This is a genomic window from Paenibacillus chitinolyticus, from assembly GCF_045038035.1.
GTDB classification, from domain to species: domain Bacteria; phylum Bacillota; class Bacilli; order Paenibacillales; family NBRC-103111; genus Paenibacillus_F; species Paenibacillus_F chitinolyticus_A.
On sequence record NZ_CP173427.1, the window covers coordinates 82,524 to 108,857 of the forward strand.

21 protein-coding genes are annotated in these 26,334 nt (G+C 54.7%); 14 read left to right on the forward strand and 7 right to left on the reverse strand.

Annotation, left to right across the window (positions count from 1 at the left end; translation table 11 throughout):
• Positions 1–87: 87 nt before the first annotated feature.
• The 3 genes from ACI48J_RS00375 to ACI48J_RS00385 form a co-directional block, all read right to left on the reverse strand.
• Entirely contained in the window at positions 88–1,899 is a 1,812-nt protein-coding gene (locus ACI48J_RS00375; RefSeq protein WP_405081168.1) for a methyl-accepting chemotaxis protein, read from the reverse strand.
• 1,040 nt (positions 1,900–2,939) lie between these two features.
• Positions 2,940–4,322, reverse strand: coding sequence for an NADP-specific glutamate dehydrogenase (gdhA, locus tag ACI48J_RS00380; RefSeq protein WP_326051378.1), 1,383 nt, complete (start codon positions 4,320–4,322; stop codon positions 2,940–2,942).
• A 159-nt stretch (positions 4,323–4,481) separates the two neighbouring features.
• Positions 4,482–6,161 carry an MFS transporter gene (locus tag ACI48J_RS00385; protein ID WP_405081169.1) on the reverse strand — a complete coding sequence of 560 codons (1,680 nt, stop codon included), beginning with the start codon at positions 6,159–6,161 and terminating at the stop codon, positions 4,482–4,484.
• 242 nt (positions 6,162–6,403) lie between these two features.
• On the opposite strand from ACI48J_RS00385, the gene ACI48J_RS00390 reads away from it, so the two are divergent.
• The 4 genes from ACI48J_RS00390 (at position 6,404) to ACI48J_RS00405 (ending at position 10,105) form a co-directional block, all read left to right on the forward strand.
• Entirely contained in the window at positions 6,404–6,832 is a 429-nt protein-coding gene (locus tag ACI48J_RS00390; RefSeq protein ID WP_326051380.1) for a MarR family transcriptional regulator, read from the forward strand.
• Between the two features lie 257 nt (positions 6,833–7,089).
• Complete coding sequence (locus ACI48J_RS00395) at positions 7,090–7,968, forward strand: polysaccharide deacetylase family protein (RefSeq protein ID WP_405081170.1); 879 nt, start codon at positions 7,090–7,092, stop codon at positions 7,966–7,968.
• A gap of 68 nt (positions 7,969–8,036) precedes the next feature.
• The gene (locus ACI48J_RS00400) at positions 8,037–8,606 is read left to right on the forward strand and encodes an RNA polymerase sigma factor (protein WP_405081172.1); all 570 of its coding nucleotides are present in this window, start codon (positions 8,037–8,039) and stop codon (positions 8,604–8,606) included.
• A complete protein-coding gene (locus tag ACI48J_RS00405) occupies positions 8,603–10,105 on the forward strand; it encodes a DUF4179 domain-containing protein (protein ID WP_405081173.1) in 1,503 nt (500 codons plus the stop codon). Before ACI48J_RS00400 ends, ACI48J_RS00405 begins: the two co-directional genes overlap by 4 nt.
• 246 nt (positions 10,106–10,351) lie before the next feature.
• Here ACI48J_RS00405 and ACI48J_RS00410 read toward each other — a convergent pair whose 3' ends face one another.
• From ACI48J_RS00410 to ACI48J_RS00420, 3 genes are all read right to left on the reverse strand, one after another.
• Complete coding sequence (locus ACI48J_RS00410; RefSeq protein WP_326051384.1) at positions 10,352–11,197, reverse strand: alpha/beta fold hydrolase; 846 nt, start codon at positions 11,195–11,197, stop codon at positions 10,352–10,354.
• A gap of 656 nt (positions 11,198–11,853) precedes the next feature.
• Positions 11,854–13,059 carry a cytochrome P450 gene (locus ACI48J_RS00415; RefSeq protein ID WP_405081174.1) on the reverse strand — a complete coding sequence of 402 codons (1,206 nt, stop codon included), beginning with the start codon at positions 13,057–13,059 and terminating at the stop codon, positions 11,854–11,856.
• A 287-nt stretch (positions 13,060–13,346) separates the two neighbouring features.
• Positions 13,347–14,378, reverse strand: a complete 1,032-nt coding sequence (locus ACI48J_RS00420) for an LLM class flavin-dependent oxidoreductase (protein WP_405081176.1) — start codon at positions 14,376–14,378, stop codon at positions 13,347–13,349.
• 305 nt (positions 14,379–14,683) lie between these two features.
• On the opposite strand from ACI48J_RS00420, the gene ACI48J_RS00425 reads away from it, so the two are divergent.
• From ACI48J_RS00425 to ACI48J_RS00465, 9 genes are all read left to right on the forward strand, one after another.
• Positions 14,684–15,046, forward strand: coding sequence for a helix-turn-helix domain-containing protein (locus ACI48J_RS00425; protein WP_326051387.1), 363 nt, complete (start codon positions 14,684–14,686; stop codon positions 15,044–15,046).
• 294 nt (positions 15,047–15,340) lie between these two features.
• On the forward strand, positions 15,341–15,973 hold the full coding sequence (hxlA, locus tag ACI48J_RS00430; protein WP_326051390.1) for a 3-hexulose-6-phosphate synthase: 633 nt from the start codon (positions 15,341–15,343) through the stop codon (positions 15,971–15,973).
• 6 nt (positions 15,974–15,979) lie between these two features.
• Positions 15,980–16,537: a 6-phospho-3-hexuloisomerase gene (gene hxlB, locus ACI48J_RS00435; protein WP_405081177.1), complete on the forward strand. Its 558-nt coding sequence runs from the start codon at positions 15,980–15,982 to the stop codon at positions 16,535–16,537.
• 292 nt (positions 16,538–16,829) lie between these two features.
• Positions 16,830–17,768: a helix-turn-helix transcriptional regulator gene (locus tag ACI48J_RS00440; protein ID WP_405081178.1), complete on the forward strand. Its 939-nt coding sequence runs from the start codon at positions 16,830–16,832 to the stop codon at positions 17,766–17,768.
• A 67-nt stretch (positions 17,769–17,835) separates the two neighbouring features.
• Positions 17,836–18,327: a GyrI-like domain-containing protein gene (locus ACI48J_RS00445; RefSeq protein WP_405081179.1), complete on the forward strand. Its 492-nt coding sequence runs from the start codon at positions 17,836–17,838 to the stop codon at positions 18,325–18,327.
• 118 nt (positions 18,328–18,445) lie between these two features.
• On the forward strand, positions 18,446–18,829 hold the full coding sequence (locus tag ACI48J_RS00450; protein WP_326051395.1) for a hypothetical protein: 384 nt from the start codon (positions 18,446–18,448) through the stop codon (positions 18,827–18,829).
• A gap of 26 nt (positions 18,830–18,855) precedes the next feature.
• Positions 18,856–19,278 carry an SRPBCC domain-containing protein gene (locus ACI48J_RS00455; protein ID WP_405081180.1) on the forward strand — a complete coding sequence of 141 codons (423 nt, stop codon included), beginning with the start codon at positions 18,856–18,858 and terminating at the stop codon, positions 19,276–19,278.
• A gap of 1 nt (position 19,279) precedes the next feature.
• Complete coding sequence (locus ACI48J_RS00460; RefSeq protein ID WP_326051396.1) at positions 19,280–19,663, forward strand: metalloregulator ArsR/SmtB family transcription factor; 384 nt, start codon at positions 19,280–19,282, stop codon at positions 19,661–19,663.
• A gap of 283 nt (positions 19,664–19,946) precedes the next feature.
• Entirely contained in the window at positions 19,947–20,129 is a 183-nt protein-coding gene (locus ACI48J_RS00465; protein ID WP_405081181.1) for a phosphoglycerate mutase family protein, read from the forward strand.
• Positions 20,130–20,261: 132 nt separating this feature from the next.
• Here ACI48J_RS00465 and ACI48J_RS00470 read toward each other — a convergent pair whose 3' ends face one another.
• A complete protein-coding gene (locus ACI48J_RS00470; protein ID WP_405081183.1) occupies positions 20,262–21,722 on the reverse strand; it encodes an alpha-amylase in 1,461 nt (486 codons plus the stop codon).
• A 266-nt stretch (positions 21,723–21,988) separates the two neighbouring features.
• Here ACI48J_RS00470 and ACI48J_RS00475 point away from each other — a divergent pair, with 266 nt between their 5' ends.
• Complete coding sequence (locus ACI48J_RS00475) at positions 21,989–26,086, forward strand: bifunctional 2',3'-cyclic-nucleotide 2'-phosphodiesterase/3'-nucleotidase (protein WP_405081184.1); 4,098 nt, start codon at positions 21,989–21,991, stop codon at positions 26,084–26,086.
• Positions 26,087–26,334: the final 248 nt, after the last annotated feature.

Sequence of the window (26,334 nt, forward strand, 5' to 3'; positions counted from 1 at the left end):
TCCGGCTCGGCCGCCCTATTCCGGGCGCAAACGGGCTTGCTGGCCGGATAAACGGGCTTTATCCGGCCGCGTAAAGCGGGGTTCCGGTCAGTTGTCCGGCTCCAGCTTGAATCTTTGGGTCTCGCCGATCAGATGCTGTGCCGTCGCTTTAAGCTGGTCGGACATGTCGGTCAGGGCGACGACGGCCGTCCGCTGCTCTTCCATCGTTGCGGCGACTTCCTCGGTTCCGGCCGCCGTCTGCTGGCTGATTGCGGACAAGTTCGAGATGGAATTCAGCATGCCGTCTTTTATCGCGGTAATTTTCTCGATGCTCTCGGACATCACTTGAATGCGGGAAGTGGTTCTTTCGACCGCGTCGGAGATGCCGGCAAAAGCGACCTTTGTATTTTCCAGGGACTGATTCTGCTGGCTCATCAGCTCGTTATACTCGGAGAAAGACGACAGCGTACTGCCGATTTCCTGCTGAATGTCCATGACGATGGAGTTGATAATGTCGGCGGACTGCTCCGACTGTTGGGCCAGCTTCTTCACCTCATGAGCGACGACGGCAAAGCCCGATCCGTGTTCACCGGCTCTGGCGGCCTCGATGGAGGCATTCAGCGCAAGCAGGTTGGTTTGCGAAGCGATCTCCCGGATAATCCGGATGATATGGCTGATTTCCTCGGACTTCGTTTTAAGCGCGTGAACGATGGCATGGGTATGCTCGTTCTTCCGGGTTCCTTCCGCCGCAAGATCCTGCAGGGAATTCAGCTGCCGGAGTCCGGCCGCGCTCAGTTCTTCCGTATCCTGCGCGATGGCTACCGTCTCTCCGGTATCTTCCCGGAGCCGGAGCATCAGCGAGTCGATGTCGTTCACCATCTGGCTGTTCTGCTCGGCTACGGCCGCCTGCTCGCCCGCCCCGGTGGCGATTTCCTCGACGGACCGGGTGACCTCCAGCGAAGAGCCGGAGAACGACTTCGTCTGCTGAAACACTTCGCCGGCTACCTCTGTCACGGTATGCGCCGAAACCGATACCTGGCGGATCAGCCCGGCCAGGGAGAGGGCCATGTCGTTAAAGCTTCTGGCGAGATCGGCGATCTCGTCTTGTCCCTTCAGCTTCACCTTATGTGTGAAATCGCCCGCCTCCAGTTTGTGCATCCCGCTGCGCAGCGCCTTAATCCGGGCGGCAAACTGGCGCACAAACAGGTAAAGACCGGTCATGCCGATGACAAAGGTAATCCCGAGAATCCAGATGGTCTGGATCTTGATATTGTCGCGCATCACACCGGACATGGCGTTCAAGCCGAAATCAAGCCCGATGACGCCGATAATAGTTCCGCTGGCGTCCTTGACGGCTTTGGACAGCGTCATGGTCGAGATGCTGGTGTTCACGGCGTCCATGTACGGATCGGTCCAATTTACCTGATCCGGGTTGGCGATGGCCGCTTTGTACCAGCCGCGTTCCCGCGAATCGAAATTCGTGAGATCGACTTCAAGGGGAACCTTGGGGTAAATATAGGACTGGCCTTTGACCGTCGTATAGAACATGCTCAAATAATAACTCTTATCGAGCAGGGTAGGGAAAAAATTCACGTAAAAATCGTTTTGCCGGACATCGTTTACTTTTTGCATATTCTGATAATCGGTCCGCTTGGGTTCAGGGAAGGCATATTTATCGAGCTGCATTTCGGGTTTGGCGGCTGCTTCCAGAACAAGCTTCTCCGCTTCGGAGAACATTTTGGCGAAGCGGGGAGACAGTTTTTCCAACTCTTCTTTTTTACCGGTTACTGCCGTGTAATTGACGAATTCGGTCTGCTTGTAGGTGAGATAACCGAGCAGAGATGCGGGCAGCAGCAGTGCTGCGGCTATAATCATAAACAATTTTCCCTGCACGCTGCGCAGCCGGTTTAAACGCTTCATAGATAACCCTCCCTTAACGATATCCATTTAAATTTCCCTGTATAGTGTGAAATAGAGTTGCACGCAGGCGCTGCCTGAAGAGAAAGCGGAACTTTCAGCATTCCGTTGCTGCTCATAACTTGAATTTCAGCTGGATTTCCTGGAAATTAATGCGGCAAAACTGTAAGTGCATACGCTATCGCTTCGACTTTTTTCATCGCGGCCAGTTGTTCCTCGGCTTCGGCCTCATTCTGTGTCTTGGAGAAGGCGCCGATCTCCTTCGAACGTTCGGCAAGCTGGCGGCTGATTCCGGCCGACGCCTTTGCGGGTTAATGGCTGGTCCGGCGGTAATAGGTCAGGTCTTTTTTTGCATCGCTCCTTTGTACAGACTCATGTATGGCCATTACATGAAATGTAATCTTTTAAAATGCAGTTTACATTTTGTTTTCGTATTTCGACAAAAAATTACACCATCCTCTCAATTTCGATATGAACAGAAGGATTTGAAAAAAATTTCCGACGTTCGGCGGCTATGAAGAGCTGGACACCACGATTGAAGAGCTGGACAGAATGCGCAGCGAATTAAAGCTGTGCCGGTCCACTCTGGAGCAGACCGAGTAGGTATGTCGTACCCGCAAGTCCTTTAAGTTGTAGGGTGAAGTTGTAGTGGGATGAGATTTCCTCTGGAACGCGGGATTTCTCGGGGCAACAGCCTCAACCGGATTCCGGAATTAGGGGTGAAAAGGTAGAGAGCGAACCGGAATAAAGCGGAGCGCTCTCCCGGAGGCCGCAGGAACCCGTCAATGCCGCCGAAATGGGCGAAACGTCCGGGAAGATGCAACAGCGGAGTGCCGGGCCGTCAAAGGCCCTTGCAGCCCGTCTGACGGCCGATTCCGGCGCGCTTGTCGCCGGCAGCAGTGAAGCGCTGCCGGACGGCGGTGGCGCTGTGCCGCCGGGGCGTTGATACGATGGGCGGCCAGATTGTTTTGTTATGAAAAAAAAGCCCCACCGGCCTTAAAGGCGGTGAGGCTTTTCGTGTATATGTCCGGGCGTATGGAAGATTAAATGACGCCTTGGGCGATCATGGCGTCGGCCACTTTCTTGAAGCCCGCGATATTCGCGCCCACGACAAGGTTGTCCGCGTGGTCGTACTCGGCGGCCGCCTGAATCGAAGCCTGGTAAATGTTCTTCATAATCTGGTGGAGCTTCGCATCCACCTCTTCGAACGTCCAGGATTGGCGCATGCTGTTCTGCGACATTTCCAGCGCGGAAACCGCCACGCCTCCGGCGTTGGCCGCTTTAGCCGGGCCGAAGAGAACGCCTGCCTGCAGGAAGGCGTCGATTGCGTCAAGCGTCGTCGGCATATTCGCGCCTTCACCGACAGCTTTTACCCCGTTGCCGATAAGAGTCTTGGCGGACGTGATGTCGATTTCGTTCTGCGTCGCGCACGGGAGGGCGATATCGCAGGGAATCGTCCAGATCTTGTCGCAGCCTTCATGATAGAAGGAGCCGGGATGGAGAAGGGTATACTCGCTGATCCGTTTTCTCTCGACTTCCTTCAACTGGCGGACCGTCTCCACATTGATTCCGTTCGGATCATAGATATAGCCGCCGGAATCGCTGCAGGCCACCACTTTCGCGCCGAACTGCTGGGCTTTCTGCATGGCGTAGATCGCCACGTTGCCGGAGCCGGATACGACGACGGTGCTTCCCTCAAAGCTCAGGCCCTTGGCCTGGAGCATCTCGTGCACGAAGTAAACGGTGCCGTAGCCGGTCGCCTCCGGGCGGGCCAGGCTGCCGCCGTAACCGACGCCTTTGCCGGTCAGGACGCCCGCTTCGAAGCCGCCGCGGATCCGTTTGTACTGTCCGAACATAAATCCGATTTCGCGGGCTCCGACGCCGATATCTCCGGCAGGAACGTCCGTATCCTGGCCGATATATTTACAAAGCTCCGTCATGAAGCTTTGGGTGAAGCGCATGACTTCCCCGTCGGATTTGCCCTTGGGATCGAAATCCGAGCCGCCTTTACCGCCGCCGATCGGCAGACCGGTCAGGGAATTTTTGAAAATTTGCTCGAAGCCGAGAAATTTGATGATGCTCTCGTTTACGGAAGGATGGAAACGGAGTCCGCCTTTGTAAGGTCCGATGGCACTGTTAAACTGTACGCGGAATCCGCGGTTTACCCGAACATTGCCCTGATCGTCCACCCAGGGAACGCGGAACGAAATGAGTCTCTCCGGCTCGACCAGTCTTTCGAGAATGCCGGCTTTCATATAATGCGGGTTTTTGGCGAAAACGGGAACAAGCGATTCCACGATTTCCTTAACGGCTTGCTGGAATTCATATTGATTCGCATTACGCTGTAAAACAGTCTGATAAACTTCTTCAATATACGTTCTTGCCGCCACTTCGTTTACGGCCTTGCCTCCAAGAGAAACTCCCATTCACTTCACCAGCCCTGTAAGGTTTAATTTTCTAATACTATTACATGTTTTTAATGGGAGAGCAACCATATTTCCATAAAAAATGCTTTATAGGGCGATAAAAAAGGTCGATAGCAAAATCCGAATTTTAATTGACCGCCGGATGGTTAATGTACGATTTTAGCGTCCGATAGGCTCCGCGGAGGGCTGCAGAAGGGCCAGAACAGGGACCGAATCCTGTGCGGGCGGAGCTTTCGGGGCTTGTTCTTTTTGGACTAGCGAGCGTCCTTTTCCGGTCAGGGCCTTGCCGAAGGAGGCCAGCAGCATAATGATGCCGAGCACGAGTAAAATTGTGAACAAATTTTGATAAGCTCCGAGGAGCGCCGATTTTTTCACCTCTGCGAGAAGAGTGGAGGCGGCGGCTTTTTTCGCTTCCGCGGCGGAGAGCCCGCCGGCCATGAGACGGTCTGCCAGCTCCGTCATTTTGGCGTTCAGGGCCGGATTCGTCACGCTCATTTGGCTGCGGAGCATTTCGTAGCGGATGGCGCTGTGACGGTACAGGAACCAGCCCACGAACGGAGCGGCTGCGGCCCCCGCCAGATTGCGCATAAAGTGCAGGGATACCGAGCGCAGAGCCGCGTGGTGAAGGTTGCCCGCCATGGCCGTACCGAGCGCGCCCGAAATCAGCGTCATGGAAATGCCGCCGCCCAGAAAGGCGATCTGCCCGTACATCGTGGACAAGGGAGCTTCCATATCTAAATGCAGCCACTGAAGGCTGACCGCAATGACCGCGAGCGAGCCGATGAATCCGAGAATTCCCGGACCCAGGAGGTCGTACAATACCGTGCAGAGCAGAGCGGACGCCATGATGCCCATGAAAAACCAGAGATAGAAGTACGTGAGGTTCATAAAAGGAATTTCCCGCACGCTTCGCAGTACTCCGTTGGTGCCGGCCAGGGCGATAATCAAAGAGATTTGGCTGGCTATGCTCATCAGAGTGCCGAATACGGGCTTCGAGAACAGGAGCGCTTTCCACGGGAGCAGCGGGTTTTCCTTCCCGTAATCAAGCGTCAGGAACAGGATGAGCAGCAGCAGGCAGATGAGGAAGAACGGCCAGACATAGAGCGAGCCCGGCCCTTTTTCCTGCAAATAATAGAGCGGAACCGCCAGCACCGACATGAAGAGCGCCAGGGACACGATGCCGCTCTTGTCCAGCGCCGGTCTTGGGGTCTGCGGTGACGGTTCGGCCGGAAGCGCGGAAGGACCGATGAGCAGGCACAGCGCGGACGTTACGGCGCTTACGGCAAACAGCCAGCGCCATGTATCCGACGTAAGGGACAGGGAGCCGAGCAGGGCCCCGATGGCGGATGAACCGAACAAGCCTCCGACGGCGAGCAGCAGGAACCGGTTGCGTACCCGGTTAGGGAACGACCGGAGGCTCACGGGCAGAATCGTAAGGAACAGCGCGCCCGAAGCGAAGCCCTGCAAAACTCTTCCCAGCAGAAGGAGTTCCATACCGGGAGCAAACATATTAAGCAGGGAGCCCAGCAGAAATACGAGCATAAATGCGGGATAGCTCCTGCGGATGCCGTAGCGCCGGGTAACGGCCGGTCCGATAGGAACGCATAGGGCGAAAGCCAGATTGGACACGATGGACAGCAGCAGCAGGCCCTTGGAGCTTGCGGTCAGCGTGTTCTGGATCAAAGTCTGATTGAGAATGAACGAAACGTTCAGAAAATACTGGGGACCGATCGTCAAAATCGTCAGGACGGAAATAATCAGATAGGACGGAATTTTTCCGATTCCCGTTCCTGCAGCGGAGCCGGTCCCGGGTGCAGACGTAGTTTGGAGTTGAGTCATTAAGAAAGCCTCCCGAAGCATGATTCTTATATATTTCATCATACAAGTTGTATAATACAAATTGCAGTATACACCAAAATGCGGATAAATCAACCGGGAATAACCGGTCTTCCTCCTTCAAATGGTCTATGAGGAGTCTCCCGACTGATGTATACTCAACCCGAGATTGCATAATACAAGCGGCCGAATGTATCCTAAAAGTAATCAATTCAGAGCCTGCGGAAGCGCAGGGAGGAGCCGATATGAAAGATATTTTGGAGAAGATCGAATACGAAATCGCCCTGCTCGTGCGTCTGACGACGGCCATAAGCCCCAAGCTCGGCGAACTGGACCGTTCCGGCTATATCCTGCTGAGCAAGCTCGAGGAGAGCGAGCCCGTGGCCATCAACGCCATTGCCGACGAACTCCGGCTCAACGTATCGACGGCGAGCAGACAGATCGCGGCGCTCGAAGCGAAGCAGTTTATCAGACGGTCTCCCGACCAGAGAAACGGCCGGACAAGCCTGATTGAAATTACTCCCCGCGGCAGGGAGGTTTTCAGAAATGTCCGTAAAGCGCGTATCGGGGCGTATTCGGAAATTTTGGGAAGCTGGCCCGAAGCGGAGCTTTCCCGGCTGGAAGAAACATTGGAGAAACTGAATCATTCTCTCGCGGACTGGGAAAAGAAGTGATTCAATAGGCTTCCTATCCGCTAAACCTGCTATAATAGAGCCGGAAGAAACTGCCGGCCCGCGAACAAACGGCCGGATCGATCAACGAATAGATCCGATGAGTCCCTTCTTAAAGACATGGTGCTGACCGGAAGGTTGCATACGTGCCGTCAGGAGGGATTTTTTTGTGCCGTATTCATCGGATTTGAACCCGGAGCCGTTCGCTTACGACTATAGTGTAGCGCGCTTAATACGGGGTATGAGAGGTTAGCATAGGAATGAAAAACATAGTTTTGGCAGCCTGGGGCATTTTTTTCGGGATTGTTCTGATTTTTACGCTTGGATGGACCGGGAATGGACGGGAGAATGCGGCTGGGCCGGTTTACTACGAAAATAAAGCCATCGTTCTGCTGTACCATGATATCCGCAAAATGTCCGGTAACCGTAAGGATTTGCCTTCAACCGTGACTCCCGGGCAATTTGAGGAGCATATGGAGATGCTGAGAGACCGGGGATTTCATATCGTTCCGATGGAACAGTTTGTACAGTTTATGCGGGAAGGCGGGAGATTGCCGCCCAATGCCGTTGTTCTGACCTTCGACGACGGGTACGAGTCCTTTTATACCGAGGCCCTCCCGATTTTGAAAAAACACGGCATGTCCGCCTCCAATTTTATCGTTGGAATTTCCTCGGACCTGTTCAATCCGGACGCCGACCCGCATTTGAACTGGAATCAGATCCGCGAGCTGAAAGAAGCGGGCATGGGCATCTATAATCACACCTACGACCTTCACCGGAAAATTCCGGAAGATGAAACCGACATAATGACCCCGGCGCTAACCGCCCGGATGTTCTTGGAACAGAAGAAGCGTAACGAAATTGACGGAGAATATCGGAAAAGGATTCGAAGCGACATCGCTTTTCTGGAGAAAAGACTGGATGATGAAACGGGCAAGCACCGCCGTCTGCTGGCTTTCCCTTACGGGGCTTATACGGACGCTGTCGCGGTAGAGGGCCGGCGGGCGGGGATCGAGCTTTTTTTCTCGATTGAGGACGGGATTAATCAGCCGGGCAGCGAGATTGTCCGCCGAATAAACGCCGGAGAGCCTTATATAACGGCAGACGCCTTGTGGAGCATGCTGAAAAAAGTTTTTTGAGGTTTTTTTTGAACCGCAGCCGGACTTCTTACGCCAGTAGATAGAGAGAGTGTGGAAGGAGTGTCAGCATGGAACTGGAAACCGAGCAGCAGCAGCTGGAAGCTATCCGGCAGGGAGACAAGGACGCATTCCGTGCCCTGGTCAATCCCCTGATCGCGAAGTCATACCGGTCCGCTTTAGCCATTCTGGGCTCTAAACAGCTGGCGGAAGAGGCCGTACAAAATACACTGATAGAAGCATATTCGACGATTATGAGCGGCAGGGAGATCCGGCGTTTTCAAGGATGGTTCAGCCGGGTGGTAGCCAACCGCTCGATCGATGTCGCCCGGAAAGAACAAAATTACAGGCAAAGCCTGGACATCGACGACCTGATTATCCCCGACCAGGGTTCATCCCCTCTGGAAAACTTGCTCCGCAAGGAAAATTCGCAGCGGGTGATCGAAGCGGTTCTGGCTCTAAAGCTCCAGCAGCGGATGGTCATCGTGCTGTATTACTTTCAGGAGCTGAGTATCGAAGAAATCGCAGGAATGCTGGGACTGAAGGCGGGAACGGTGAAATCCAGGCTTTATCATGCCCGTCTGAAGCTCAGCCGGGATCTCCATCTTACGAGACCGCAAACAAAGGAGATAATGATATGAAGAGCGATCATGGTTTAAAGCAGGCTTTGGACAAGTCGTTTGACGATATCGCCGTGCCGGAATCGCTCTATCAGTTTGCGGGCGAGCTGCCGGACAAATTCGACGCCGGAGAGCTGGAGCACACGCCCGCCGCCGGGCAGGCTCCTTCCGCGAGACCCCGCCGATACCGGCGTGCAGCTGCGGGAAGCGCGGCGGCCGCGGTGCTGGTGCTTGTTTTCTCCTTCGGCGTGAAAATGTCCCCCGCATTCGCTTCCTTCGTCAAAGGAGTACCCGGATTCCAGATCGCGGTGGACTGGCTGACGGATGTGCGGAAGAAGGACGGCGTCCAGAACGCGATCGACAACGGTTATTCGCCTATCGAACCCGTAACGAAGCAGTTCGGGGGTACGGCGATTACGATCGGCGATATATACCTGACGGAAGAAGAACTGATCTACAAGGTGTTCGTCCGCACCGATGAGTTTGACGTAACCGACGAAGACCAGCACATGGACATTTGGGTAACTCCCCGAGATTTGCCTGCCGGAGGTTCGAGGACATCCACCTCCGTTACGACGGAAGGAAACAAGCCGGTTCGGCAGGAGACGTACAAGTTCCAGCTTTCTCCGGGAGAGGATTCGGCAGGAGGGCTTCTCGATTACGGCAGCGAGATTCAATTCACTGTGCAAAAACATACGTCCGACCCGGCGCTCCGTAGAACGGATATAGACGAAATCGGGAAAATCGGCGTTCCCTTCGATTCCAGTAAAATTTTGCACAACAAAGTATTCCGGCCGGAAATAGCCGCAGCCGTACAAGATAAGGATTGGAAAGAGCTGAAAGTGGATAAACTCACCATTCAGCCGACCACCATGAATGTTATTGTTAAAGGCCGCGAAGGCTGGGGATACGATTTCCCTAGGGAGGACGAAGAGGGGGCGCCTTACCTCAAAGACGATAAGGGCCGAGTGTACCCGTACGATCCTTCCGGCCCGGGACTTGTGCTGAAGGACGGCTACCTGCAGCTTCCTTTCTTATCCTCGGTTTTCTTTGACAAGGACGTGCGGAGATTGGTTCTGCATATCGGTAAAGTCACCGTGACGGAGCAGAAGCCCGAAGTGACATTTAAACTCTCCATGAGCGAGAAATTTCCGAAAACAGTCACTTTCAAAAATCAGGATATCGTCATAGAGGGTGCGGAATACCATAAAGAGGGCTACCTTCAGCTGAAAGTCAGAAAAGGCAAACTGGACAAAAAGCTGGAAAAGGAGACCCGTTTTGTCGGGGAAAAACTGCCGGAGAAGTCGGTTGATGAGTACTACGAGTTTATGCGGCAGGAGGAGGCTATCCGTGAAAGCTTGGGCATCTCCGGCTATGGAAAATTGGAGGACAACGGACAAGGGCCTTATTTGAACGTATACCTGCTGGCGGAGAAAAAAGACAGCTACGAGCTCTCGCTTGTCCGCTCCAACGTGGAAGTGACCGTGAATCAGGATCTGCCGATCGACATGAAGCCGTAAGAGCGGGTTTCCCGACAGACGCGCGAAGCACCTGCGGCGGCGCGAAGCCTTCATGGGAGAGGAGAAACCGGACGAAGAGCTTATGGGGAAACGTAAGTCTTCTCCGCGGTTGTCTACGACACTTATGAGCCGGAGCCGGGGTGCCGCCGGGAGGAACGACTTCCGGCGATTAGGCGACCGGAATGCAAAAGAAAGCCTTCGGAACCGCTTGAAGAAGCGGCCCGAAGGCTTTTTTGGCGTTAAATGCTACAAAGCGGCATACCTGGCGATGCCGCCGATAATGGCCGGCCATTCGGCTCGCGGCAGCTCGTGTCCGGTACCCTCAAGCGTTAACAGTTCCGCGCCCGGAATAGAGTCGCGCAGTGCTTTCCCGTGTCCGTAAGGGATGATGGGGTCTTCCGTCCCGTGAATCACAAGGGCGGGCGCCTGGATCTCGGCAGTCCGGCCCAGATAGGCTTCTCCGCCTGTCGCATAGCTGTGATTGAAAGAGCTTGCGTAGTTAAGGGCCCTCGCAATGTCTCTCTCGGCCAGGACGGTTACCCTTTCCTCGTCGAACGGATGCTTGGACCCGGCAAGGATGCGCCATTTGTCAACGGCGTTCCGAAGGAGCGCTTGCGGATCGGACCAGTCGATCTCTCCCATGGAATTAAAGAAAGCTTCCACTTTCGCTTCCATCGGGGGCAGCTCTTCCCATCCCGGGCCGAAATACATCGTGCTCAGAAGCGAGATGCCCTGCACGCGGTCGGGATGCCTGAGCGCGATGATCTGGATGAGCATGCCTCCCATGGACATGCCCGCGAAATGGGCTTTTTGCACCCCGTAGGCGTCCAGAACGGCGATGGCATCGTCCGCCATATCCTCGAACGTATACCCGGGACGGCCGGGTTCATAGCTTGCGGAGCGCCCGGTGTCACGGTTATCGTAGCGGATCACGAAGAAGCCTTTCTCGGCCAGCAGCCTGCAGAAATCCTCTTCCCACCATAGCATGGAAGCCGTTGCCCCCATAATGAGCAGGACTGCCGGATGTGCGGGATTGCCGAAACTTTCCGTGCACAATTCTATATCTTTGACGCGTATCATTCGTTCACTCATGTTATACACCCTCCGATTCATGTTAAAAATAAAAACACAGGCGCTGCCTGTGTTCGGGTGACCGGAAAGGAAAGCGAGTGCCCACATGTCCATACACATGTATGCGTAAATTCCCCCTCGCTATAGAACAGCTTGTCACGCCGCAGGAGCCTCCCGCTCTACCCGGTCAAAAACCGCGGGGGCAGAAGCGGGTCTTGCAGGGAAAGCGTTCAGCGAACAATGCGAGGGCACGAAATATGCGGCAGATAAGCCGTTCCGTCACCGGAGCATCGAAGGGTGCCTAATGCGAGCCATAACGGGCTTGCATTAGGCGGAGGGCATAGAAAAAGAGGGCGGAGAAGTCCCGCCCTCTTTAGCCTATGAGCTAATTGAGGTTATGAAGCAGGCAGACCAATCCCGATCACCCTGCACGGGGCAGGGCCTTTAAGCGCTATTTAGTTAGCTGCGTAAAGTCGATCGAAATTAACTGTTCCCACACATAACCCTCCGTTCTCTATAAGATAAGCATATTTTACCAGAAGCTGAGAGCGAGAGCAATAAGCGAACACCGGGCGGGCAAGAAGGGCGGGCGGAAGACAAGTAGCTGAACAGCCGTAAGGTGCCTGTCACCCGAATCAATTTACGCAGGCCGGACAAGCCGCTGTCCCTCCGGCTGCTTACTCTTCGACAACGACGGGCAGCGAATTCAGATTATGGCTGTTCGGAGGCAAATGATCCTGCGGCCGGAAGTCGTCCGGTATCGAGTAATCCGAGAACCGTTCCACGAATGTCTCCAGGGCCTTTACCGCTTCCATCCTTGCGAGGGGAGCCCCCAGGCAGAAATGCTGGCCGCTGCCGAACGTAAGGTGCTTGATGTCCTTACGCCGCACATCGAACGATTCGCCGTCCGGAAACCGGTTCTCGTCCCGGTTGGCGGACGAAACCCAGGCGATGATCAGCTGGTCCTTCTTCATCTCCGGACCGAACACGTCCGTGTCCTCTCCGATTCTCCGGTCCAGCGAAGCCGCGAACCGGTAGCGCAGGGTCTCTTCAACCGCCTGCGGCACCAGACTGCGGTCTTTGCGAAGCTGCCCGTAAGCGCCGGGCTGGTCTTTGACCAGGCTGTAGAACATGTTCGTCAGCAGCGTAGTCGTGGTCTCGTTCCCGGCACCGAGAAGGCCCATCGCGGTTTGAGCGATCTCGGCGTCCGTGAAAGAGGCCCCTTCGTATTCCGCAAGAATCAGATCCGAGATGATGTCGTCTCGGAGCTGCGTTCTCTTTTGCCCGACAATAGGGAGCAGATATTCGACGAACTCTTTGCTGGCGCGGGCTTTGGCGGCCTGCATCTCCTCGATATGCTGAAAATCATGGGGCATGAACAATATGTCCGACCAGTTTTTAATCTGCTGCCAATCTTTCGAGGGAACTCCGAGCAGGTCGGCGATAACCGTGACGGGCAGAGGAACGGCCAGCTCTTTAACAAGATCGACCGATTTCTTCTCCGCTATGTTGGCCACAAGTTCGTTCACGATGTTCTGAATCCGCGGTTTCCAGTCTTCCAGACTGTGCGGAGTAAAGGCTTTGGCGAGAAGCCCCCTGCGTTTGCGGTGATCCGGCGGATCGGAAAAAATCAGATTTACCTTATTGTCGCTAAGGGGAACCGGAATCAGGCTCCGGTCTCTTTTGCTGGGAAAAAGTTTGTAGTCGCTCAAAACCTGCTTGGCATGGTCATAAAGAAATACATTCCACGTATCCTGCCGCTCGTCGTAAAATACCGGCGATTCTTCACGCATTTTCTTGTACCAGGGGTAGGGATTCCAGAACTCGTCCTTCGTTCGAAACCCGGTAATTTCATGAATGAACAGCTGTTCTTTAACCGCCATAAAAAAGCCTCCCTCATCAGAATGAATGGTATGGTGTACAGGCCATCCGAATTTTTACCCTTTTTTGGTTAAAAGGAAACAAATGTTAATTATTATGAGAGAGACAAGCGAATTATCCTTGTTCCACGTGAAAAAAACCGCCGGCCCCGGAAGGGCACGGCGGTTTGGGTGAGGGCAGAGGCGTGACGCCGCAAGCGGCGGGTTTTGTTGGACGGGCTGGCCGAAAAAGAGCCGACCGGGTGCGTTAATCGGCGCTTATGCGGCGCACAAAGCGGGGGAGGGCCGGTTTATTGTACCCCGGCCGCCTCCGCCAGAAGCTCATAGGAGCGCAGACGCGCCCCGTGATCGTAGATCTGCGAGGTGACGATGAGCTCGTCCGCCTGCGTCTCCGACAGCAGGTAGTCGAGTCTCTCCCGCACGGTTTCTTTCGTTCCGGCGGCCGTGATGCTGAGCTGCTTCCGGACGATGGCTTTTTCGTGCGGGCTCCACAGCTCATCCATGTTGTCCACCGGCGGATTGAGCAGGCCGGTCTGCCCGCGGATGAGCTTGAGGAACTGCTGCTCGTGGGAGGTCGCCAGCCTGCGCGCCTCCTCCTCGGTATCGGCGGCGAAGACGTTGACGCCGATCATGACATAAGGCTCCTTCAGCGCCTCGGACGGGCGGAAGGAGCTGCGGTACAGCTCCAGCGCCGCGATCAGGTAATCCGGCGCGAAGTGGCTGGCGAAGGCGAACGGCAGGCCGAGCTCGCCGGCCAGCTGCGCGCTGAAGCCGCTGGAACCGAGCAGCCAGATCGGGATGTTCAGCCCTTCGCCGGGCACGGCTCTTACACGGCCCGGGGAAGCGCCGGGTCCGGGGTTCAAATAGCCCCGCAGCTCCTCGAGCTGCTGCGGGAAGTGTTGGCCGTCGCTCTCGGGACCGCGGCGCAAAGCCCGGGCCGTCAGCTGGTCGGAGCCGGGCGCCCGTCCGAGGCCCATGTCGATGCGGCCCGGATAGAGCGACTCCAGCGTGCCGAACTGCTCGGCGATGATCAGCGGCGCGTGGTTCGGCAGCATGATGCCGCCCGAGCCGACGCGGATTTTCTTCGTGCCGCCGGCCACGTGGCCGATCACGATCGAGGTCGCCGAGCTTGCGATGCCCGGCATATTGTGGTGCTCGGCCAGCCAGTAGCGGTGATACCCCCACTGTTCGGCGTGTTGGGCAAGGTCGAGTGTATTTTTTAACGAATCCGCCGGTGTTGCCCCGAGGACGACCGGAGCCAGATCCAGTATGGAGAGCGGGATACGGGTGACGCTTTTTGCCGGTTGATTGGTGTCAGCCATCGGAATCAGCTCCTGTTTAAATGGTGTCGGAACGAGTGATCTTATCGGGCCGGATAAGGAAACCCCCGCCTTTGGTCCAAGGTAGGGGGGACCGTCGATATCCGGTTTTTGCGAAAGTCATCTATTTCTGCTGCCCGGTTTCCGGATCTGAGCCTTGGGAAAGGGATGGGGACCGGGATGGAGAAAATGAAATGGTTAAACAATAAACCGACTGTACCTGTTATTATGAAAGAGCATATAACCCGATGCAAGTACCTACTTTTAAGTGATATAGGTACTTTAAGGATACTAAAGGAGCCAGGCCAATGGGAGATCAGCTTTTTAAACAGTCTGTGGAATTAACGCTGAAAGTAGTCGGGGGCAAATGGAAGCCGGTCATTCTCTGCCATTTAACGGAAGGCACACACCGTTTCGGAGAGTTGAAGCGGGAAATGCCGGACATTACCCAGAAAATGCTTACCCAGCAGCTGCGTGAGCTTGAACAGGACGAGATTATTCACCGCAAGGTGTACAAACAGGTTCCGCCCAAAGTGGAGTATTCACTCACACCCTACGGGCTGACCATCAAGGAAGTACTGAACGTGATGTCGGAGTGGGGAGCGAATCATCAGAAGAAGATGCGCTCGGCTCCGGCCGGACCGCCGCATACGGAAGCGACCGAGCCCTGATTCTTAATTCGGCTTAGGCAGCCGATGCCGGGCTGGGACTAGCGCCTGAACTCCGGTTTTCGACGTCCCGAGCGATTTATACGGCGGGTCGGCCTATTGACGGCTGATGCCCCTCTTCGGAGGGGCTTTTTTGCGTTCCGCGGAAACGAATCATTACGGGTTTTGCCGCGCTTTAGTATCCTTTTGGTGACTACGTTCCCTAATAGTGCGTACTTTCTTTTCTGCTGCCAGGGATCTAGAATAAACGCAGGGCAATCAACAAATTATAACTGACATCTTAGGAGGTAATCATACATGGAATTGCAATTGGCGCTGGATCTCGTAAACATCCCGGAAGGAATTGAGCTGGTTAAAGAGTTGGAGCCTTACATCGATATCGTTGAGATCGGAACACCGGTCATCATCAATGAAGGCTTAAGAGCCGTCAAGGAAATGAAGCAGGCTTTCCCTAATCTGAAAGTTCTTGCCGATCTCAAAATCATGGACGCGGCGGGCTATGAGGTCATGAAAGCATCCGAAGCGGGCGCCGACATCATTACGATTCTGGGCGCGGCGGAAGATATGAGCATCAAAGGGGCCGTCGAGGAAGCGAGAAAGCAGAATAAAAAAGTTCTGGTCGATATGATCAGCGTGAAAAACCTGGAAGAACGCGCGAAAGAAGTCGATGCGTTCGGTGTCGATTACATCTGCGTTCATACCGGATATGATCTGCAAGCTGTCGGTAAAAATTCGTTCGAAGATCTTCAAACGATCAAACGGGCCGTTAAGCGGGCAAAAACGGCAATCGCCGGCGGCATCAAGCTCAGCACACTGCCGGAAGTGATTAAGGCGCAGCCGGATCTCGTTATCGTGGGCGGGGGCATTACCGGACAGGACGACCGCAAAGCTGCCGCGGCCGAAATGCAGAAGCTGATCAAGCAGGGGTAACCTCTTATGCAGACGACTCAATATCTGGCGGAGATCCGGGAGGAGCTGCACCGCACAGCCGAAGCGGTCGCGAGCCGCGAAGCGGAGGAACTGGCGGATGCCATTCTGAATGGCGGCAAAATTTTCGCAGCCGGAGCGGGCCGCTCCGGATTGATGATGAAAGCTTTTGCGATGCGCATGATGCACCTCGGTTTCGACGCATACGTCGTCGGCGAAACCGTCACGCCGAATCTGACCAAGGACGATGTGTTCATCGTCGGCTCGGGTTCAGGTGAGACGAAGAGCCTCGTCTCGATGGCGGAGAAAGCGAAAAATCTGGGCGCTGCCGTCGCCGCCATCACGATCTTTCCGGAATCGGCTCTCGGCCGGTTGTCGGATATCGCGGTTAAGCTCCCGGGCTCGCCGAAAGACAAGTCGGACAACCCGTATCCGACGATTCAGCCGATGGGTTCCCTTTTCGAGCAGACACTGCTGTTGTTCTGCGATGCGATTATTCTCCGGCTGATGGAGAAGAAAGGGTATACGTCCGAGACGATGTTCGGGCGTCATGCCAATTTGGAATAGGCTGAAGCGAAGCGGGCCTGTTCCTGAAGGGGCTATACTTTAAAACGGAAAGCCGTTACGTTTCCTCCGGGAAGCGCAGCGGCTTTTTTTGCTTGTCTGCGAGAGAGACTGGCTGGCGGCCCTAGGCAGATCTTGCAAGGCTATTCTCCGGCTGACGAGAACGCCGCCTTACATGCAATCGCAGCGTCTTTTCCTACTCGGGCATGTAGAATACAATGACTGTATAACCTTTACAAGCACAACAAATAAAACGGGGGCAGAGTACGGCGCAATTCCGGAAAGGATGACCTTAGTGAAGATAGATCGACTGCTTGCGATGACGGTGCTGATGCTCAACCGGGGGCGGATAAGCGCCAAGGAGCTGGCCGAACGGTTCGAAGTGACGACGAAAACGATCTACCGCGACATGGAGACGCTCAGCCGGGCGGGAATCCCGGTTGTCGCCCACCAGGGCGTATCCGGCGGATTTGAAATTATGGAGCCGTACACGCTGGCCAGGCAGCTCGTCTCCCTCAAAGAGATTTCGTCCCTGCTTGCGGCCGTCAAAGGCGTAAGCAGGGCTCTCGACGACCAGACTTACGCTAATCTGGCGGAGAAGGTGCAGGGACTTCTTTTACGGACGGATACCGCGGACTGGGAGCGGCGCAAGGACGAGATCGTGTTCGATTTTCATCCTTGGGGGCAGGGGGCGGCGGCGAAAAACAAAGTCTCTCTCTTGAAGCGGGCAATTGAGGAAAGCCGGCGGGCGTCTATCGCGTATGTGAACACGAACGGGACCGAGACCGAAAGAATCGTTGAACCCGCCGCCCTGATCCTGAAGGGTTCCGTCTGGTACCTGCACGCTTACTGCACGTTGAGAAAAGAGTTCCGCGTCTTCCGGCTCTCCCGGATCGCGGATTTGACCGTCCTTTCCCAGGCTGCGGAGCCTCGAGAAGTTCCTCCTCTGGAGGGGTACAGCTGGAATACGCAGTGGCTCGCTCACAAGGAAGTGGAGATGACGCTGCACTTTCGTCCGGAGGTCCGGCACCGCGTGGGGGACGCTTTTCCGCCCGGTCTGGTGAGTCTGCTGCCGGACGGAAGCCTGTGCGTCCAAGGGGTTTTTGCGCTGGACGAGTGGTTTTACGGGATGCTGCTGAGCTTCGGAGACAGTCTGAAGATCGAGCATCCGCCCAGTCTGGCCGGCGAAATCCGGGAGCGGGCCCGCAAAATTTTGCTCCGCTACGAGAACTAGGACATACAGCTGTCCACTTTTCCCGGCTACACTACTCTTAAACCAGGGAAAAGAGGAGAATGAACCTATGAATATGCAATCCGTTTTTGCAAACAAACCATCCTTCCGACTGGCGGGAGTGAGTGTCCGAACCACGAACGCCGTGGAGGCGGGACCGGAAGGAAAGCTGCCGCAGCTCTGGCAGCAGTTTTTCGGCAGCGACATTACGTCCAGGCCGGGCATTGAGAACCCTCATCTGATTTACGGATTGTACACGGATTACGAAAGCGACGCGTCAGGAGAATATACGGCACTGCTTGGACATGAAATCAGTGAAGAAACGACAGGCATCGAATCTTCCGGTCTTCAGTTTGCGGATGTTCCCGCAGCCCGATACATGATTTTCGAGACGCGCAAGGGCCCGGTGAAAGACGTGGTGCCGCAGCTGTGGCACGAAATCTGGGCGTATTTCCAAAACGCTGCGGAACAGCGGACTTACACGGGAGACTTCGAGGTGTACGACGGACGCGGGTTTGACCCTGAGAACTGTGTCGTCCAGGTTTATATCGCCATCCGATAAAACGGAGACGCCGGCGCACCAGCCGGTGTTTTTCTTTACCTTGACATGCAACCATAAGGTTTCCTATAATCAAATAGGTAACCAAAACGTTTCCTAAATTAACGGAGGGAATCCATCCATGTCAGAAGAACTACTTAAAAAGCTTCGTTATAAAGAAGGACCGGCCTTCGTCCTTAATGCGCCTGAAGGGTATCGTCTCGGCATCGAAACGGTGACTGCCGGCCAGGAGGATAAGGCTGCATTTCTCCAGCTTTTTGTGAATCACGGGCAGGAGGTGGACGAATGGGTACCCAAGGCGATCCCCATGCTCCGGGAGGACGCCGTTTTCTGGATCACGTACCCCAAGCAGAGCTCCAAGGTCAAGACGGACATTAACCGGGATACTTTAGCCGCGAAGGTACAAAATAACACGGAGTACCGGCCCGTCAGCAATGTGGCCGTCGACGACATGTGGTCGGCTTTGCGTTTTCGCCGTTCGGATCTGGTAAAATCCAAAAAATAATCACCTGCATACAGGAGGAACTATAGATGACTAACACGCCGAATACTCTGCCGGATGTCCGCCAGACCCAGCTTTTCAACGCCCCGATCCAGAAGGTATGGAACGCCGTGGCGACGTCCGAAGGAATTGCCGCATGGTTTATGCCCAATGATTTTCAGCCCGAACTCGGATACGAATTCCATCTTGAAGCGGGGCCCTTCGGGAAGTCTCCCTGCAAGGTGACCGAGCTGGACCCGCCGAACCGGCTTTCCTTCCGGTGGGGCAAAGACTGGACGCTCACGTTCGAGCTGGCCGATCTGGACGGCAAAACCGAATTCACCCTGATTCACGCGGGATGGGACCCGGAGAAGGTGACCGAATTCGGACAATCTCATGCGGAAGTCCGCGAGCGGATGTCCGGCGGCTGGGTAGGTCTGGTCGAGGCGCTCCGCAAGCAAGTCGAGGCCTGATATGGGCGCGGCCGAACCGAATCAGGACGTGTTTCAGGCCATTGCGGACCCGACCCGCCGCAAGGTCCTGAATCTGCTTGCCGGGCAGGAGATGCCCGTCAACGCGATCAGCGGCCACTTTCCGATGAGCCGGACAGCCGTTTCGAAGCATCTGCGCATTCTGGCCGATGCGGGCCTTGTCCAGGAGCGGAAAGTCGGCCGCGAGAAGCGGTACCGGCTTCAGCCGGAGCCTTTGCTGGAGCTGAAGCGGTGGCTGGCGTACTACGAGAGGTTCTGGGAGAACCGGCTCTCCGTGCTTAAGCACCTTGTGGAAGCGGAAGAACCCGGCGAAAGCGGCGAAGAGCCTTCCGGGCTCAAGGCGGTGGAGCCGGGAAGCCGGCCTTAGCCGTGTCCATGCTTGCCCGCCCCGCGGCGGACGGTGAATCCCGTGTCCCTCTTTGTACCGAGGGGCACGGGATTTTTTTGGCCCGGCAGCCGGATGGACCGAAGCGACGGCATCGCCAGGGCCGATCAGTGCCATGACCTTGACCGGTAAAAGGCAGCTCTGAGGGAATGACGGTAAAATGTTTCACGGGAAACATGTCGAATTAGCGGGAGAGGGAGCAAAGCGGATCGGACAGATCGTCGGCCGGGAACGTTCCCATAAAGTTTTCAGGAGGAGCAGCAGCTTGGAACAGACCATTTATTTAATCAGACACGGGGAAACGGTCTTAAATTCACAAGGGAGATATCAGGGAGAGCTTGACTCGCCCTTAACTTCAGAAGGAATAAAGCAAGTAAAACAAGTATCCAAATTACTGAAAATCGTAGTTGGTAATCCTAAAGAGCGGGAACTCATTTCGAGTCCGTAATTACGACGAATTTTGAGCCGGTCGCGTGAATGGAATGACAAAGGACATCCCGCATGTAGATGACTAAGACGGGATGTCCTTTAATTTTGGTGTTGCCTTAATTATGCGGCACGTATGGTACGAAGCCCGCGCTCAGCCCTCGTCTGGCTGCGCCCAGACCGATACGCTTCCCCCGTTCACCGGGAAGACGGCAAAACCGTCGTCGCCGATGACGATTTCCTCCGGCCGCGTACCGGTCATGTCGAGCCACGTCTGGCCCGCCCGCTCTTCGCCGACGAACATGCGCTTCTCCCCGTCTTCGCCGTTGGAGATGACGACCGCACAGCCGGAGCGCTCGATCTCGGCGTCGCCGCGGCGGACCCAGCCGATCGTGTTCGGATGATCGAAGTAGTCCTCCTGCTCGCCGTAGGCTTTGCGCTGGCGGGCATAGAGCAGCGGATCGATGGCCGCCGCCTTGCCCTCCGCCGGAGCCTCTCCGCCTATGCCGAAGTAATCCCCGTAGAAGACACACGGGTAACCGTCCTTGCGGAGCAGGACAAGGGCGTACGCGCTCTGCTTGAACCAGTCTTCGATCCACGATTCCAGCGACTCGTTCGGCTGGGAGTCGTGATTGTCCACGAAGGTGACGGCGTGCAGCGGGTGAGTTTGAACGAGCGTGTCCTCGAACAGGGTCGTAAGGTCAAAATCTTTGCCGGCCTGCGAGGCGGCATGGAGCTTGTAATGGAGGGCGACGTCGAACAGGTCGATTTTGTAATCGACTTTATCGAGAAATTCGCGGCAGGCCGCCACCTCGGGGTTCCAGAACTCGCCCACGATGTAGAAGTTTTCCCCGCGTTCCTTGATCATTTCGCTTGCGAATTCCCGGATGAAATCGTGATTGATATGCTTGATGGCATCCAGCCGGTATCCGTCGCACTGCAAAGTGTCGACAAGCCATTTGCCCCAGGTGATCATCTCTTTTCTCACGCCGGGATGGCTGTAGTCGATGTTGGCGAACATGAGATAGTCGTAATTGCCGAATTCGTCGTCGACGTTGTCGTTCCAGCTCTTATTCTCCCCCAGGATGCGGAAAATGCCGGTTTTCTCTTCCTTGGCATCGTAATCGGTGCCGTTAAAATGTCCGAAATCCCATTTGAATGCAGAGTATTTGTCGCCCCGTCCGGGAAAAGTGAATTTCGTCCAGCCTTCGATATCGAACGGCTCGGAAATCACCTCGTTGCGGTTCTGGTCGTTCACTTGGACGACCTTGAACAGCTCTTTCTCGTCCGCACCCGCTTTATGATTCATCACGAGATCCACGTATACGCAAATCTCGTTGTCCTGACACGCTTTGATGGCTTCCAGCAGTTCTTCCTTCGTTCCGTACTTGGTCCGGACCGTCCCTTTCTGGTCGAATTCGCCCAGATCGTACAAGTCGTATACGCCATAGCCCGTATCCTGGTCGGACTGTCCCTTGGTAACCGGGGGAATCCAGACGGAGTCGAACCCTTTCTTTTTCAGCTCGGGAGCCAGCTCCTTAAGCCGTTTCCAGTGGGAGCCGTCCGCGGGGACGTGCCACTCGAAAAACTGCATCATCGTATGATTCCTTGTCATTCCTTTTCCTCCTAATCGACTATGGGCCTTTTGTAGCAATGGGTCGTTCATCTCTTTTGGTCTAAGGAATGGTTACCCAAGTGGACGTCCTGTCTAAACCCGCGTGTTTTAAATAGGCTGTTTCCGGGATTGACCGATGGTTAAATACAGGTCTTAAGAACCGTTTTAAGCGTTTTCAATAAAATTATTAAATATTTTACACACGGTTAATTCCGAACCTGCTAAAATCGGTAAGTAACTATTTACAGGAAGGTGGAATTCTCGTAATGGGATCCAGGAAGTTCAAAAGAATGAAGCAGCTCGCGACCGCTTCTCTAGCATTCGGCATCATTTCATCCCAGTCTTTAGGAGGCATTGTGCAAGCGCAAACATCCGCTTCCCCAACCGTTAATCTTCGTATCATGGAAACGACGGATTTGCATACGAATCTTGTAGACTACGATTATTACAAAGACGCCGCGGCGGCAAGTGTAGGTTTGGCCAAAACCGCCACGCTGATCAAGGAAGCGCGTAAAGAAAACCCCAACACTTTCCTGGTCGACAACGGGGACTTGATTCAAGGGACTCCGCTTGGAACATACATAGCCCAGATTAACCAGCTCAAAGACCCCGGTGCCATCCATCCTGTCTACAAAGCTATGAATCTTCTGGATTACGACGCAGCTACCTTCGGCAATCATGAATTCAACTATGGCCTTGATTTTCTCGACAAATCGATCAAAGGGGCCAAATTCCCATACATTAACGCGAACGTCTACATAGACGACAAAGATAACAATCCAGACAACGACGTCAACAAATTCACGCCTTATCTGATTATGGACAAGACGTTCAAAGACGAGAACGGCAACGACCAAAAAATCAAAATCGGCGTAATCGGACTTGTAACTCCGCAAATCATGGAATGGGACAAAGTGAACCTTGCGGGCAAAGTCGTGGCCAAAGACATCGTCGCGACCGCCAAGAAATTCGTGCCTGAAATGAGAGCCAAAGGCGCGGACATCGTGATCGCGATGGCGCACTCCGGTTTTGACGGCACGTCCGCAGCGAATGACCAGCTCGCCGAGAACGCGGTTCTGCCTCTGAGCAAGGTGCCCGGCATCGACGCGATTACGTTCTCGCACTCTCATAAGGTGTTCCCTACACCTGACGTGAAGAAGCTGGACGCGCTGTTTAAAGACGCGAACGGAAACCCGGTTGCCGGCGTAGATAACGCGAAAGGCACGATCAACGGCGTTGCGGCCGTGCAATCCGGCTACGGCGGTTCGAACCTGGGTCTGATCGACCTGAAGCTCGTGCAGGAGGGCGGCAAGTGGAAAGTTTCCAACTCCCAGTCCTCGACTCGTTATATCTATGACAGCACGACGAAAAAAGCGCTTGTGGATACCGATCCGGCTATCGTACAAGCGGTTGCGGCCGAGCACGAAAGCACGAAAAAATACGCGAACCAGCCGATCGGCGAAACGACCGCTCCGATTCACAGTTATTTCGCGCTGGTGCAGGACGACCCTTCGGTTCAGATCGTAACGAACGCTCAGAAGGAATATGTGAGCAAGTATATTTCGACGACCCTGCCGCAGTATAAAGATCTTCCGATTCTCTCCGTAGGCGCTCCGTTCAAAGCGGGACGCAACGGCCCGTCGGAGTACACGGATATCGCCAAAGGTCCTATCGCGATCAAGAGCGCGAGCGACCTCTATCTGTACGACAACACGCTGAAAGCCGTCAAAATCAAAGGCTCCGGCGTGAAAGAATGGCTGGAAATGTCCGCGGGCATGTTCAACCAGATCGACCCGGCCAAAACGGACGAGCAGCAGCTGCTGAATTCCTCCTTCCAGGTGTTCAACTTCGACGTAATCGACGGAGTGACGTACCAGGTGGACGTAACCAAGCCGGCGAAATACAAAGTGGACGGAGCCGTTAACGACGCTTCCTCCAGCCGGATCGTGAATCTCCAGTTCAACGGCAAGCCCATCGACCCGAACCAGGAGTTCATCGTGGTCACGAACAACTACCGCGCAAGCGGCGGGGGCAACTTCCCCGGTCTCAAGAACGCGGAGCTGATCGTAGATTCCGCCGACGAGAACCGTCAGGCTCTGATGGATTACATTTCCGAACAGAAAACGATCAACCCGACTGCGGACAAAAACTGGTCCATCGCACCGGTTGCCGGCAATGTGAAAGTTACGTTCACCAGCTCCCCGAGCGCGGTTACGTACCTGCCGGAGAACCCGCATATCAAGAGCACGGGCGCAACGACGGACAAAGGCTTCAGCGTCTACTCCATCGACCTGAGCGGACAAGGCCAGCCGCAGCCGGACAACAAGAACGTAAAAGTCCAGCTGCTGGGCATCAACGATTTCCACGGTCAGCTCGATACGACCACGGAAACCGCGACCGGCAAAGTGGGCAGCGCTCCTTACCTGGCGACTTACTTGAAAGAAAGAAAGAAAACGAACCCGAACACGCTGCTTGTTCATGCAGGTGATTCCGTAGGCGCGACCGCACCGGTTTCCTCCATGGAGCGCGACAAACCGACCCTGGAATTCATGAACATGCTGAAATTCGACGTAGGCACGCTGGGGAACCACGAGTTTGACCAGGGCGTAGGCGCTATGCTCGCTCAAATCAACGGCGGCACCGATACGAAGAACAAAGACGTGACCTTCGATAAATTGAACTTCCCGTACGTGAACGCCAACGTGGTGGACGAGAAAACGGGCGAGAACATCCTGCCTTCTTATGTGATCAAAGAAGTGGGCGGCCAGAAAATCGGATTTATCGGCGTGGCGACCAACTCCACTCCGTCCAAAGTATCTCCGGACGGCCTGAAAGGCGTTAAATTCGTTGAGCAGGCTCCAGTCGTCAACAAAGCCGTACAAGAGCTGAAAGCCAAAGGCGTAAAAGCTATCGTCGTTCTGGCGCACGATCCGGCAAGCGTGAAAGACAACGTGGCTTCCGGCGAGGCGGTTGATCTGGCCAACGCGATCGACGATGAAGTCGACGTTATTTTCGCGGGTGACAACCATGCCAAAGTCAATACGGTCGTAAACAACAAGCTGATCGTTCAAGCGTATTCCTACGGTACGGCATTTGCCGATGTTGACCTCGAAATCGATCCGGCTACCGGCGATATCGTGAAGAAAACGGCGGAAATCGTGGACGTGAAACAGGAAGGCGTAACACCTGACGCGGATACGGTCGCTCTGATCAACAAATATCTGGACAAATATCCGGTTTTGAAGCAGCCTGTCGGAACGACAGACTCTGTGATTTCCCGAAACAACGCCTACAACGAAGAGGCTCCGCTGGGCAACCTGATTGCGGACGCTATGCGTGACGGCATGAACACGGATTTCGCTTTCATGAACCCGGGCGGTATCCGTGCCGATCTGCCTAAAGGAGATATCAAATTCTCCGATCTCGCTAAAATTCAGCCGTTCGGCAACACGCTGGTTAAAATGACGCTGACAGGCTCACAGATCAAAACGCTCCTGCAGCAGCAGTGGGGTAAGAAAACCGACGGATCCGCGGATACCAAAACGCTGCAAATTTCCGGTCTGAAGTATACGGCCGACTTTAGCAAACCGGCAGCCGAGCGTATCGTGAAGCTGACGAAAGCGGACGGCACTCCGATTGAGGATGCCGCGGAATACACCGTAACCGTGAATAACTTCATGGCTGCGGGCGGAGACAACTATAAAGTGCTGGTTGAAGGCAAAAACTCTCAAGCCGGTCTGATCGATCTCGATGTGTTCTACAACTACATCACGAAAACGTTCAAAGGCGGCAAAATCACGGCGTCTCTCGACGGCCGTATCGTGAATCTGAAGTCGTTCGCGGACGTTCCGCAGGCGCACTGGGCTTATAAAGTCATCCAGGAGCTTTCCGGCAAGCAAATCATTGACGGCATTGCCGACAACCGTTTCGAACCGGAGCAGGATGTAACCCGCGCCCAGTTCGTAAACATGATCGTGAAACAGATGAAGCTCGTTTCTTCCAAGCCGTCCGCGTTCAAGGACGTTTCGGCCGGAAGCTGGTATGCGGAAGCCGTAGCGGCCGCATCCGAGAAAGGCATCGTGGAAGGCAACTCCGCAGATACCTTCGCGCCGGATCAGAAGATTACGCGTGAAGAGATGGCGGTTATGATTACCCGCATGTACGCGCAGCTTCAAGGCACTACAGGTACGCCTAAAGCTATCTTTACGGATGGCGGGGAAATCAGCGCTTGGGCCAAAACAGCTGTGGAAGCAGCGGCCGAGAAGGGCCTGATGACCGGCCGTGCCGATGGCGTATTCGCACCTCGTGCGAAAGCCACACGCGCGGAAGCGGCGCAAGTGATCTACAACGGAATTACGAAGTAATCGGACGGCGTTCGCATCCTTGCGTTAAGCTATCCGGAAGAGCCGCCGGGGGATTTTTTCCCTCGGCGATTTTTTTTAAATAATAGGTGTGTTTATTATCGTTAATATGTATAAAAAATCAGTGAATTTAATAGCTAGATAGAGAATTATCCCCTTCCAGTGGATAAAAACATCCCTGTTAACCTTTTGTAAAACCATTATAATTATTAGTAACTTACATAATAACTTCGACAATTTTACCCTCAGTT

Coding starts and splice junctions, on each gene's coding strand:
- ACI48J_RS00445 (WP_405081179.1), top strand. CDS start 17,836: ATGAATATGCAATCCGTTTTTGCAAACAAACCATCCTTCCGACTGGCG.
- ACI48J_RS00415 (WP_405081174.1), bottom strand. CDS start 13,059: ATGGCGGTTAAAGAACAGCTGTTCATTCATGAAATTACCGGGTTTCGA.
- ACI48J_RS00460 (WP_326051396.1), top strand. CDS start 19,280: ATGGGCGCGGCCGAACCGAATCAGGACGTGTTTCAGGCCATTGCGGAC.
- hxlA (WP_326051390.1), top strand. CDS start 15,341: ATGGAATTGCAATTGGCGCTGGATCTCGTAAACATCCCGGAAGGAATT.
- ACI48J_RS00375 (WP_405081168.1), bottom strand. CDS start 1,899: ATGAAGCGTTTAAACCGGCTGCGCAGCGTGCAGGGAAAATTGTTTATG.
- ACI48J_RS00405 (WP_405081173.1), top strand. CDS start 8,603: ATGAAGAGCGATCATGGTTTAAAGCAGGCTTTGGACAAGTCGTTTGAC.
- ACI48J_RS00385 (WP_405081169.1), bottom strand. CDS start 6,161: ATGACTCAACTCCAAACTACGTCTGCACCCGGGACCGGCTCCGCTGCA.
- ACI48J_RS00450 (WP_326051395.1), top strand. CDS start 18,446: ATGTCAGAAGAACTACTTAAAAAGCTTCGTTATAAAGAAGGACCGGCC.
- hxlB (WP_405081177.1), top strand. CDS start 15,980: ATGCAGACGACTCAATATCTGGCGGAGATCCGGGAGGAGCTGCACCGC.
- ACI48J_RS00410 (WP_326051384.1), bottom strand. CDS start 11,197: ATGAGTGAACGAATGATACGCGTCAAAGATATAGAATTGTGCACGGAA.
- ACI48J_RS00470 (WP_405081183.1), bottom strand. CDS start 21,722: ATGACAAGGAATCATACGATGATGCAGTTTTTCGAGTGGCACGTCCCC.
- ACI48J_RS00390 (WP_326051380.1), top strand. CDS start 6,404: ATGAAAGATATTTTGGAGAAGATCGAATACGAAATCGCCCTGCTCGTG.
- ACI48J_RS00475 (WP_405081184.1), top strand. CDS start 21,989: ATGGGATCCAGGAAGTTCAAAAGAATGAAGCAGCTCGCGACCGCTTCT.
- ACI48J_RS00455 (WP_405081180.1), top strand. CDS start 18,856: ATGACTAACACGCCGAATACTCTGCCGGATGTCCGCCAGACCCAGCTT.
- gdhA (WP_326051378.1), bottom strand. CDS start 4,322: ATGGGAGTTTCTCTTGGAGGCAAGGCCGTAAACGAAGTGGCGGCAAGA.
- ACI48J_RS00425 (WP_326051387.1), top strand. CDS start 14,684: ATGGGAGATCAGCTTTTTAAACAGTCTGTGGAATTAACGCTGAAAGTA.
- ACI48J_RS00400 (WP_405081172.1), top strand. CDS start 8,037: ATGGAACTGGAAACCGAGCAGCAGCAGCTGGAAGCTATCCGGCAGGGA.
- ACI48J_RS00395 (WP_405081170.1), top strand. CDS start 7,090: ATGAAAAACATAGTTTTGGCAGCCTGGGGCATTTTTTTCGGGATTGTT.
- ACI48J_RS00420 (WP_405081176.1), bottom strand. CDS start 14,378: ATGGCTGACACCAATCAACCGGCAAAAAGCGTCACCCGTATCCCGCTC.